The following is a 12,075-nucleotide window of genomic DNA, read 5'->3' as shown; positions in this document are numbered from 1 at the left end:
TGTGATTATTGATAAAATGAAGTAGTAAAAAACTGCGTCATCATAAATAAAAAAAATGAATTGGTACGTAGTTTATACAAAACCTAAATGGGAAAAAAAAGTTGCAGATAAACTTATTCAACAGGGAATAGAGTGTTATTGTCCATTGGTAACACAAGTAAAGCAATGGTCAGATCGTAAGAAAAAAGTTGAAACTCCTCTTTTTAGTTCCTACGTTTTTGTTCAATTAGCGGATTCAGATCGTAATTTAGTTTTTCAAGTTCAGGGAGTAGTTAGGTACCTATTTTGGCTGGGAAAACCCGCAATTGTAAAAGATCAAGAGATTGAAATTATTAAAAAGAGTTTAACAGCTCCAAACCTAAGTGATATTTCAATTTCTAGTATTCAGGTTGGAGATAAAATCAAATTAGAATCAGGCGTATTTAGCAATCAGAATGCAATAGTTCAGCAGGTATCTAGTAATTATTATGTGCTTGTACTAGAAACATTAGGATGTGTTTTGAAAATAAAATATAAATGATTTAAAAAATTAAGATGCAACAGAAGAAAAAGTCATTTTATGATTTTTTTCTTCTGTTTTTTTATTATGTATTTATTTACAGTCTGATTAATAGATTGTTGTGAAAATTAGTTTTTTTTTAGTAATTCGTTTTGTAAGTATTACGGGAAACCGTATTGAATAACTAGACTTATTATGTTATATTTGCCGAAAATGATTAATTTAGGTATCTGAGTCAGAATTTTGTGACTGAGAACGGCGAAGCCATGAGTTTTATTGACCAGAAATAAATTAAAAAATATGAATTTGGAAGCTAAAGTAAAAATTGCAGTTATAGGTTTAGGTTATGTAGGACTACCATTAGCTCGATTATTTGCTACAAAATACCCAGTAGTAGGATTTGATATAAATGAATCACGAGTAGAGTCTTTAAGATCAGGAACAGATAGTACTTTAGAAGTAGAAGATGATGTATTAAATGAAGTTTTAGTAGAGAGTTTAGATGGAGAAAAAGGATTATATTGCACTACATCGGTAAATGATATTAAAGAATGTAATTATTATATAGTTACAGTTCCTACTCCTGTAGACAAAAATAATAGACCTGATTTGACTCCCTTGTATAAATCAAGCGAAACAGTCGGAAAAGTTTTAAAAAAAGGAGATGTTGTTATTTATGAATCAACTGTCTATCCAGGTGTAACAGAAGAGCAATGTGTTCCCGTTTTAGAAAAAGTTTCAGGCTTAAAATTTAATGAAGACTTTTTTGCAGGATATTCTCCAGAAAGGATAAATCCTGGCGATAAAGAACACACAGTCGAAAAAATATTAAAAGTTACTTCGGGCTCAACTCCTGAAATAGGTTTAAAAGTCGATGAATTATATAAGTCTGTAATTACGGCAGGGACACATTTGGCACCTACAATAAAAGTTGCAGAAGCAGCAAAAGTTATTGAAAATTCTCAGCGTGATATTAATATTGCTTTTGTTAATGAATTGGCTAAAATATTCAATTTAATGAATATTGATACCCAAGAGGTACTTGCAGCCGCATCGACAAAATGGAATTTTTTGCCTTTTAAGCCAGGACTTGTGGGCGGACACTGTATAGGTGTTGATCCCTACTATTTAGCACAGAGAGCACAAGAATTTGGTTATCATCCTGAAATAATTTTAGCGGGAAGACGTTTAAACGATAGCATGGGTGAATATGTTGCTTCGCAAATCGTAAAGTTGATGATAAAAAAAGGTGTTTCGGTTAATGGTGCTAAATTATTAATGTTGGGTATTACTTTTAAAGAGAATTGTCCTGATGTAAGAAATACTAAAATTGTTGATGTAATAAAGGCTTTAAAAGATTACGGAATAGCAGTTACCGTTTTTGATCCACTTGCTAATATTGAGGAAGTAGAGAGAGAGTATAAACTAGAAACGGTAAATATTTTGCCTAAAGAAAAATTTGATGCATTGGTATTAGGAGTGGCTCACTCAGAATTTCTTGAAATTGATTTTTCAAATTTACAAAAAGACAAAAGTTTAATTTATGATGTAAAAGGAGTTTTAGGATCTTTAGCTGATAATCGGCTTTAAGTTTTGAAATTTCTTTTTTTATTTAAAAATATATGAGTTCAAATAAATCTATTACACATGTAATTCTTACGGGAGGAGTTGGAAGTAGACTATGGCCGCTTTCGCGCAAGAGTAGACCAAAGCAATACCTTGAAATATTTGATGGAAAATCTCTGTTTGAAATGACTGTTGAAAGAAATAGTCATTTAGCAAATAAAGTTATGGTTGTTGGAAATGTTGATAATTTTCAGCTGAGTGGGAAAGTAATGGATAAAACAAGTACTTCTTATGTTAATATTGTTGAAGCGACACCTAGAAATACTGCTGCCGCGATAGCCTTTGCAGCATTTGCATCAGAACCCAATGATATTTTAATTATAACTCCTTCAGATCATATTATCGATTTAATGGAGAACTATAATGCGGCAATAAGCGAAGCTATTACTAAAGCTGATGAGGGATCTATCGTTACTTTTGGTGTAATTCCAACTAAGCCAGAAACTGGTTACGGTTATATAGAAGCTAAAGGGGACAATGTAGTTTCATTTCGTGAAAAACCGAATGAAACAACTGCGAAGGAGTTTATTGCAAAAGGTAATTTTCTATGGAATAGCGGTATGTTTTGTTTTAAAGCAAGTGTTCTTTTGGAAGAACTAAAACAATTTCAGCCAGATGTTTATCTAAAATCAAAACAGGTATGGGAAGCAAGTAAAGACGGTTTTTTAGATTTAGATTTATCCATAGAAATTCCGTCAATAAGTATAGATTACGCCGTAATGGAAAGAAGTAAAAAAATTAAGGTTGTACCAGCTTCTTTTTCTTGGTCAGATTTGGGCTCTTTTGAATCTGTTTATGATTATTTAATATCTAAAGGTCATCCGGTTGATAATAAAGGGAATATGGTTATTGGATGTGATAAACATACGACTTTTCTTGGTTTAGAAAATACAATTTTTGTCTATACAGATTCAGCTAACTTGATTTTGCAGAAAGAAAGTTCACAAGACGTAAAAGATATTTATACTGAGTTAGAAAAACAGAATTCAGAATTATTAAAGTAAAATAATCACAAAGGTAAAATGAAAAAAATTCTTATAACTGGAGGTGCTGGTTTTATCGGGTCACATGTAGTGAGGAGATTTGTTAATAAATATCCCGAATATCACATTTTCAATTTAGACGCATTAACATATGCGGGAAATCTTGAAAATATTAAAGATATTGAAGATAAACCGAATTACACTTTCTTGAAAGGGGATATAGTTGATGAAGGTTTCATTAACGAACTTTTTTCAATGCATAGTTTTGATGGTATTTTGCATTTAGCAGCTGAATCTCATGTTGACCGTTCTATCGAAGACCCCTTAGCATTTGTTAAAACAAATGTTATTGGTACCATGAATCTGTTAAATGCTGCTAAAAACCAATGGAAGCATAATTTTGATGGAAAAAGATTCTATCACATTAGTACAGATGAAGTGTATGGAAGTTTAGGGGCAGAAGGATTATTTACAGAAAAAACGGCGTATGATCCTAACTCACCTTATTCTGCTTCAAAAGCTAGCTCAGATCATTTTGTTAGAGCTTATGGTGAAACTTATGGCTTGCCTTATGTCTTAACAAATTGTTCTAATAATTATGGATCCTATCATTTTCCTGAAAAATTAATTCCTCTATTTATAAATAATATAATTAATAGTAAGCCATTACCGGTATATGGAGATGGAAACTATACTCGTGATTGGTTATTTGTTGAAGATCATGCCATTGCAATAGATTTAGTTTTTCATGAAGGGAAGAATCATGAAACTTACAACATTGGTGGGTTTAATGAATGGAAAAATATTGATTTGGTTAAATTATTATGCCAGATTATGGATGAAAAATTAAATAGAACAGAGGGTACATCTAAAGAGTTAATTACTTACGTAAAAGACAGACCAGGTCATGATTTGAGATATGCAATTGATGCTTCTAAAATAAATAAAGAACTTGGTTGGAAGCCATCTGTAACTTTTGAAGAAGGTTTAGAAAGAACTATTAATTGGTATCTAAATAATCAAGAATGGTTGCAGAATGTTACATCTGGAGCTTATAAAGATTACTATAAAAAACAATATTCTTAAATCAATTCCCTTTATCAAACTCATTTTTTAAGATTAAATAAAATCAAGATGAAAAAAATACTATACGTTCTTATTCTGTTTTTTACTTTTCTATTTTCTTATAATGCCAAAGCGCAAGATATTCTAAAAAGTAAAGACTTAAGCACAATTAAAGTGGATTATTTATCTGATGATGATTTAGCTAAAATTAGTGCACAACTAAAAAGTAATAATACTACAATTGAACAAGTTGAGCCAATGGCATTATCAAAAGGGATGAGTCAGATAGAATATGATAAATTAAAGACAAGACTTAATGAATATTCATCAAGATTAAATAAAGGCATTGAAGATAAGTCCCAAAAACAAGAAGACAAAAGTGGTTTTGGCAGAAAACAAGACAAAATTAAAAATGACAAAGTTAAAGACTCTACTAATGTTTTGATTTTTGGTTCTGAATTGTTTGATAATCCAACTTTAAATTTTGAACCAGATTTAAAGATGGCAACTCCAGTGAATTATGTTTTAGGACCGGGTGATGAGTTGCAAGTAAGTGTTTATGGTGTTCAAGAGTATAATGCATCAATACCGGTCTCTGTTGAGGGTAAAGTGGCTATTCAGTATGTGGGGCAAATTCCAGTATCTGGGATGTCTATTGAGGCTGCAACTCAAAAAATAAAAGCTGCGATTGCAAAAGTATATAGTACAGTTCGTTCTGGACAATCTCAGGTGAGTGTTAGTTTAAGTCAGATAAGAACAATCAAAATAACTATAGTTGGAGGTAAACAACCGGGGAATTACTCAATTTCTTCTCTAGCTACGGTCTATAATGCTTTACATTTAGCTGGGGGGCCAGGAAAAAATGGAAGTTACAGAAATATTGAATTAATTAGAAACAACAAAGTTTATAGGAATATTGATATCTATAGATTTTTAGTAAAAGGAGATCAATCTGATAACGTTACTTTAAAAGAAAATGATGTAATACGAATTCCGGCATATAGCCAAAGAGTTACGGTGGAAGGAGAAGTTAAGCGTCCTGGTATTTTTGAAATGAAGAAAGGAGAAACCTTTTCAGATTTATTAAATTTTGCATCAGGTTTTAATGAATTTGCTTACACGGCTTCTGTAAATGTATTACAGAAAACAGGTAAAGAATTTAAAGTTCATGATATAAATGAAAGCGAATATAATTCATACCTTCCTCAATCGGGAGATGTTTTTAGGATTACAAAAATTTTAAATCGTTTTGAAAATAGGATTAAAATAGAAGGAGCTGTTTTTAGACCTGACTACTATTCATTTACTGAGGGAATGCGTGTGTCTGATCTTATTACGAGAGCTGAAGGTTTGAAGGAAGATGCTTACAGTAAAAGAGCTCGAATAATCCGTCTAAAAAATGATTTAACTACAGAGATTATCAATGTAGACTTAGATGCTGCATTGTCTGGTGATTTAAACGCAGATATTGAATTAAAAAGAGAAGATATTGTTACTGTTTATTCTATTTTAGATTTTAGAGAAGAATATAAAGTTACAATTGATGGAGAAGTAAAAAATCCTGGAGAGTATGAATTTTTAGAAAATTTAACTCTAAACGACTTAATTGTACAAGTTGGTGGTTTAACAGGATCAGCATCTAAAAGAGTTGAAATTGCTAGAATGATAAAATCTGACTTTATAGATGATTCAGATCCAAAACGTATTGAATTAGTTCAATTTGAAATTACTGCAGATAATAATGAACAAGCCAAGAATTTTATTTTAAAACCTTTTGATGTAGTTAATATTCGAAGAATAGCTGTTTATGAAAAACCACAAATGGTAGTTATAAAAGGAGCTGTTACATATCCAGGAAAATATGTTTTAGCAAATAAAAAAGAAACTGTCTATAATGTTGTAATGAGAGCTGGAGGATTAACGTCTGTAGCTAATTTAGAAGGAATGAAAATTCTTAGACCTATCAAGGAAGATCAAATTGAAAAGTTAAAAAGTGTAGATTTGAATTTGAAAACGGATACACTAAATAATAAATTAATAAACAAACTTGAAAATGATTTAAAGTTTTCTACAATTCCAATTAATTGGGAAAAAATAGTAAAGAATAAAAATCATTATTCTAACGTAACATTGTTTCCCGGTGATGAAATAGAAGTTGCAGTTTACAATGAAGGTGTAAAAGTAACAGGGAATGTATTGTTAACATCAGAGATTCCTTATAGAAAAGGAAAAGGATTTAAATACTATATTAATTCTGTTGGAGGGATAGATAGCAAAGGTTGGAAAAAGAAAGCATATATTATTTATCCTAACGGAAAAGCTGATGTAACCAAATCATTTTTGTTTTTTAGATCGTATCCAAATGTAGAGCCTGATTCACAAATAGTTGTTCCTGAAAAGCCTGAAACGAGAAAAATGAGTACTGGAGAATGGGTTAGTATCGGAAGTGTGCTAACTAGCTTAGCATTATTAATTGTAACTGCTTTTAAATAAAATGAATAATACAAATCTTGAAAATGACGAGCTTTCGTTAAAAGAGTTAATAATTCTTGCTAAAGAATGGTTTTTTTATTTTCTCTCGAAATGGAAAATAATTCTTCTAATTGCTATTATAGGTTCTGTTTTAGGTGTTGGGTATTCAATAGTTAAAAAACCAATTTATACAGCAACACTTTCTTTTGCATTAGAAGACGAGAAATCTGGAGTAGGAGGATTAGGGGGAGCCTTAGGGCTGGCTAGTTCAATCGGACTGGATTTAGGAGGAAGTGCAGGTGGCATTTTTTCTGGCTCTAACCTAACAGAATTGTTTAAATCACGATCAATGGTTGAGAAAACATTGCTTTCTCCCGTGCTTGTAAAAGGAAAACAAATTTCTTTAGCAGAAATGTATATTCAGAATAATGAATGGAGAGAACGCTGGAAAGATTCTGAGTTTGCCGAAATTCAGTTTTTGCCGAATAGTGATCGTACTAAATTTACACGAGCACAGGATAGTATTTTGGGAGTAATGTATAATAGACTTTCAACTTCTGACTTGGCTGTTGGACAAAGAGATAAAAAAGTTGCAATTATAAACATTGATGTTGTGTCAACTGATGAGATGTTTGCAAAGTATTTTTGCGAAAACTTGGCTAAAAAGGTTGGTGAATTTTATATTGAGACAAAAAGTAAGAAAGCAAGACTTAATATGGTTATTTTAGAACGTCAAGTTGATTCTATTCGAAAAGAACTTAATGGAGCTATAACCGGAGTTGCAATCGCGAACGATAATACTTTTAATTTAAATCCAGCTTTAAATATTCGTCGTACGCCATCAGCAAGAAGACAAGTTGATGTTCAGGCAAATACTGCGATATTAGCAGAGTTAGCAAAACAAGTAGAATTGGCCAAAGTAACTGTACGTAAAGATACACCTTTAATCCAAGTTATTGACAGACCAATTTTACCTTTGGCAAAAGAACGTTTCGGAAAAGCAAAAGGAATTTTATTAGGGGGTTTTTTGGGAGGTTTTTTTGCAGTGTTATATTTTGCAATTAAACGAGTGCTAAAATTATTAGACTAAATTTTTCATCAATATTTTACAATTAAATTATGTTAAATAACAAAACGGTATTAATTACTGGAGGAACAGGTTCTCTGGGTAAAGCGCTAACGAAGCATATTTTTAAAACTTATCCATCTGTAAAGAAACTAATTATTTTTTCAAGAGATGAACAAAAACAGTTTCAGATGGCTCAGGAATATCCATTAAACGATTATCCACAAATTAGATTTTTCCTTGGAGACGTACGCGATGAGCAAAGATTGATTAGAGCTTTCCAAAATGTAGATTATGTAATTCATGCAGCGGCCATGAAACACGTACATTTAGCAGAGTATAATCCAGACGAATGTATTAAAACAAATATTGGTGGCGCACAAAATGTTATAAATGCAGCAATGCAGACAAACGTACAGAATGTTGTAGCTTTGTCAACAGATAAAGCTTGTGCTCCTATCAATCTTTATGGTGCTACAAAACTAACATCAGATAAACTATTTGTAGCTGCCAATAATATAAAAGGATTCAACCCTATCAAATTTTCGGTAGTTCGTTACGGAAATGTAATGGGATCTAATGGATCCGTCATACCATTTTTCATAAGCAGAAAGAAAGAAGGAAAATTGCCTATTACAGATATCTCAATGACACGTTTTAACATTTCTCTTCAGGGAGGTGTTGATATGGTTATGCATGCTATGGAGTATGCATGGGGTGGTGAAATTTTTATACCTAAAATTCCTTCATATAAAATTACAGATGTGGCAAAAGCAATAGCGCCTGATTGTCCGATTGAAATTGTAGGAATTAGACCTGGAGAAAAAATACATGAAGAAATGATTACAGCTTCTGATTCCTTTTATACTTATGATCTAGGAAAATACTATACTATTTTGCCTTCAGTCCCAAATTTTAAAATTAATGATTTTTTAAATCATTTTAAAGCAAAGAAAGTGAAACAAGGATTTAATTATAATTCGGGTTCAAATGAGAATTGGGAAACAGTTGAAACGTTAAGATCTCTCATTAAAGAACACGTAGATTGTAATTTTGAAGTTTAAAAAATGAAAGAGAACATTCTAATTACAGGTATAAGTGGTATGCTTGGTAAATCTGTATATAGATATTTTGTAGAATCTGGAAAATATCAAATATATGGTGTTTCAAGGCAATCTAGTAACTCATTTTCAGAGGTAAAAATGTTTTACGGAGACTTGTCTTCCGAAGATTTTGTAAAATCAATGTCGCATATCTCTTATGATGCTATTATTCATTGCTCTGCAGAAGTTAATGTGAATTTATGCGAACAAGATAATGATTTAGCATATAAATCGAATGTTACAGCAGTCAAAAATGTGTTTTCTTTGCTAAAAGCTGAAAAGTATATTTATATTTCAACAGATTCTGTATTTGATGGAGATAATGGAAATTATATTGAAGCGTCAATAGTAAATCCTTTAAATTACTATGCACAGACAAAATTACTAGGAGAAAATAATGTTAAAGAGTTTACTTCAAACCACTATATTTTACGTACCAATATTTATGGTTTTAACAAACCAATGAAGAATTCGCTTTTTGAATGGTGCTATACTGAACTTGATAAAAAAAGCGAAATACAAGGTTTTAAAAATATGCTTTTTAACCCTTTGTATGTTGGACAGTTAGCTAAGCTGATTTTTGCTATAGTCGCTAGTGATTTAGAGTTTGGAGTGTATAATATTTCAAGTAATGACAAAATATCTAAATATGATTTTCTTGTAAAAGTTGCAAATGAATTTAATTTTTCATCAAGTTTGATTGAACCAATTCTTTTTGAAAAGAATAATTTAACTGCAAAAAGGGCATTAAATACAACATTAGATAATTCAAAAATTCAAAAAATATTTAAAGATTTCGATTTTTCATTAAGTAAAGGTTTTTCGATGTTAAAAAAAGATTTTAAAAATGAGTAAAAAAATTAAATTTGGTAATAGAGTCATAGGTAAAGGTGAACCTCTTTATTTTATCGCTGATATTGGTGCTAATCATGATGGAAGTCTTGAAAAAGCATATCAATTAATTGAGCTAGCAAAAGAAGCTGGTGCAGACGCAGCAAAATTTCAGAATTTTCAAGCTTCAAAAATAGTTAGTAAGGTTGGTTTTGAAAATTTAGGATCTCAATTGTCACATCAAGCTTCTTGGAAAAAAAGTGTTTATGAAGTATATGAAGATGCAAGTTTATCTTGGGATTGGACTCCTTTATTAAAAGCTAAGTGTAAGGAAGTTGGAATTGATTTTTTTACCAGTGCTTATGATTTTGAATCAATTGAAGAAGTTGATCCATATGTCGATTTATACAAAATTGGATCAGGAGATATTACATGGATTGAAATTTTAGAATATACTGCAAAAAAAGGAAAACCAATTTTAATAGCAACTGGTGCTTCAGAAATGACTGATGTTGTTAGGGCTATGAATGCAATAGAAGCAATTACCGACGATGTAGTTTTGATGCAGTGTAATACAAATTATACTGTTGATAAAGATAAATTCAAATATGTTAATTTAAATGTTTTAAAAAAATTTGCACAACGTTTTCCAAATGCAATTCTAGGATTATCAGATCATACTTTTGGTCATGCAACTGTTTTAGGTGCTGTGGCATTAGGAGCTACGGTTATAGAAAAACATTTTACAGATAGTAATGAAAATGAGGGGCCTGATCATAAATTTGCGATGAATCCACAGACATGGAGAGAAATGGTTGATAATGCAAATGAAGTTTATTATGCATTAGGAGATGGTATCAAAAAAATTGAGGAAAATGAAAAAAAATCATTTGTTGTCCAAAGAAGATGTTTAAGGGCTACGGCAAATTTTGATGCAGATCATATAATAACAGAACACGATTTAGAACCCCTTCGCCCTATACCAGAAGACGGTCTTGCTCCCTATCAGCTAAAAGATATTCTAGGAAAAAAACTGACTAGCTCAATTAAAAGAGGTGAACACATAACTAAAAATCATTTTGAATAAAATATGTTAAGAGGTAAGATAACAGGTTTACGTGCCTTAGAAAAAGAGGATTTAATTTTTCTGCGAGATTGGAGGAATAATCCTGATTTTAGAAAGAATTTTAGAGAACATAAAGAATTAAATTTACAAAATCAAGAAAATTGGTTTAATAGGACGTATAGTAATCCAAATGATTTTATGTTTGTCATTGTAGATTTAAAGACAAACGAGCCTATTGGTGCATGCGGTCTTTTATATACGAATTGGATTAATAGATCAAGCGATTTTTCTTTTTATATTGGTTACAACGATCTTTATATCGATGATGTTTATGCATTTGATGCGGCTCATACATTGATAAAGTATGGTTTTGAAGATTTAAATCTAAATAAGATTTGGATGGAATTGTATGAATACGATTTAAAAAAGATCAATTTCTTTAAAGAATGCTTTAATTTTAAAGTTGATGGTAAATTAAGAGATAATGCATTTGCAGAAGGTAAATACTGGGATTCATTTATTATTTCGCTTTTAAAATCAGAGTTTTGATGAATATGAAAATTGCTATAATACCCGCACGAGGAGGAAGTAAAAGAATACCAAGAAAAAATATTAAAGATTTTCTGGGTAAACCAATAATAGCTTATTCAATTGAAGCAGCTTTACAAAGTAATTTATTTGATGAAGTAATGGTTTCTACAGATGATGAGGAGATAGCAGAAATAGCACGTAGTTACGGTGCAAAAGTACCTTTTTTACGCTCTTTAAAAAACTCTAATGATTTTGCAACTACAGCTGATGTTTTATTGGAAGTTGTAGATAAATACAAAGAAAAGTTTGATGTTGATATAGAAATAGCATGCTGTATTTATCCTACGTCACCTTTGATTAAGACTGTGCACTTACAGGAAGCAGAACAATTAATTAGAGAGAATGATTTTGATTCAGTATTTCCAGTAGTGGCATTTAGTTATCCGGTTTGGCGGGGTATTTCTCTAAATAATCAAAGTTTAGTGTCTATGCAATGGCCTGAATTCTATAATTCTCGATCTCAAGATTTGAAAATATTGTATCATGATGCAGGGCAGTGGTATTGGTTTAAAACAGACTCTTTGCAGAAAAATAAAAAGCTTTATATGGATAAAAGCTATGGTTTTATTTTGAAAGATACTGATGTTCAGGATATTGATAATGAAACAGATTGGAAATTAGCGGAATTAAAATTTGGATTGTTATAAAGCATTAAATAAACAAGTATATATTCAAGAGGATTTTTAAATTGTGAAGATTCGTTATGAAGATCGTTTAAATATTTATTATTTAGCGTAAGGAGCAGATTTATTATTTTAGACAAAACAAATCTT

General features: G+C 30.9%; 11 protein-coding genes. All 11 read left to right on the top strand.

Going from position 1 to position 12,075, the window contains the following annotated elements; translation table 11 throughout:
- Positions 1 to 55 precede the first annotated feature (55 nt).
- The 11 genes from B3J44_RS12085 (at position 56) to pseF (ending at position 11,949) form a co-directional block, all read left to right on the top strand.
- Positions 56 to 520 carry a UpxY family transcription antiterminator gene (locus B3J44_RS12085; protein WP_286968666.1) on the top strand — a complete coding sequence of 155 codons (465 nt, stop codon included), beginning with the start codon at positions 56 to 58 and terminating at the stop codon, positions 518 to 520.
- Positions 521 to 799: 279 nt separating this feature from the next.
- Positions 800 to 2,089, top strand: a complete 1,290-nt coding sequence (locus tag B3J44_RS12080; protein WP_286968665.1) for a nucleotide sugar dehydrogenase — start codon at positions 800 to 802, stop codon at positions 2,087 to 2,089.
- Positions 2,090 to 2,121: 32 nt separating this feature from the next.
- Entirely contained in the window at positions 2,122 to 3,129 is a 1,008-nt protein-coding gene (locus B3J44_RS12075; RefSeq protein ID WP_286968664.1) for a mannose-1-phosphate guanylyltransferase, read from the top strand.
- A gap of 18 nt (positions 3,130 to 3,147) precedes the next feature.
- Positions 3,148 to 4,194, top strand: a complete 1,047-nt coding sequence (gene rfbB / locus B3J44_RS12070; RefSeq protein WP_286968663.1) for a dTDP-glucose 4,6-dehydratase — start codon at positions 3,148 to 3,150, stop codon at positions 4,192 to 4,194.
- Between the two features lie 48 nt (positions 4,195 to 4,242).
- The gene (locus tag B3J44_RS12065) at positions 4,243 to 6,666 is read left to right on the top strand and encodes an SLBB domain-containing protein (RefSeq protein WP_286968662.1); all 2,424 of its coding nucleotides are present in this window, start codon (positions 4,243 to 4,245) and stop codon (positions 6,664 to 6,666) included.
- Position 6,667: 1 nt separating this feature from the next.
- The gene (locus B3J44_RS12060) at positions 6,668 to 7,735 is read left to right on the top strand and encodes a Wzz/FepE/Etk N-terminal domain-containing protein (RefSeq protein ID WP_286968661.1); all 1,068 of its coding nucleotides are present in this window, start codon (positions 6,668 to 6,670) and stop codon (positions 7,733 to 7,735) included.
- 29 nt (positions 7,736 to 7,764) lie between these two features.
- Positions 7,765 to 8,775 carry a UDP-N-acetylglucosamine 4,6-dehydratase (inverting) gene (pseB, locus tag B3J44_RS12055; RefSeq protein WP_286968660.1) on the top strand — a complete coding sequence of 337 codons (1,011 nt, stop codon included), beginning with the start codon at positions 7,765 to 7,767 and terminating at the stop codon, positions 8,773 to 8,775.
- Between the two features lie 3 nt (positions 8,776 to 8,778).
- Positions 8,779 to 9,669: a dTDP-4-dehydrorhamnose reductase family protein gene (locus tag B3J44_RS12050; RefSeq protein WP_286968659.1), complete on the top strand. Its 891-nt coding sequence runs from the start codon at positions 8,779 to 8,781 to the stop codon at positions 9,667 to 9,669.
- Entirely contained in the window at positions 9,662 to 10,732 is a 1,071-nt protein-coding gene (locus tag B3J44_RS12045) for an N-acetylneuraminate synthase family protein (RefSeq protein WP_286968658.1), read from the top strand. Before B3J44_RS12050 ends, B3J44_RS12045 begins: the two co-directional genes overlap by 8 nt.
- Positions 10,733 to 10,735: 3 nt before the next feature.
- Positions 10,736 to 11,260, top strand: a complete 525-nt coding sequence (locus B3J44_RS12040) for a GNAT family N-acetyltransferase (RefSeq protein WP_286968657.1) — start codon at positions 10,736 to 10,738, stop codon at positions 11,258 to 11,260.
- Positions 11,260 to 11,949, top strand: coding sequence for a pseudaminic acid cytidylyltransferase (gene pseF / locus B3J44_RS12035; protein ID WP_286968656.1), 690 nt, complete (start codon positions 11,260 to 11,262; stop codon positions 11,947 to 11,949). Before B3J44_RS12040 ends, pseF begins: the two co-directional genes overlap by 1 nt.
- Positions 11,950 to 12,075: the final 126 nt, after the last annotated feature.

The organism is Flavobacterium sp. UBA4854 (genome assembly GCF_002399805.1).
GTDB lineage: Bacteria > Bacteroidota > Bacteroidia > Flavobacteriales > Flavobacteriaceae > Flavobacterium > Flavobacterium ginsengisoli.
This window is presented reverse-complemented; position numbering and strand designations above follow the sequence as displayed.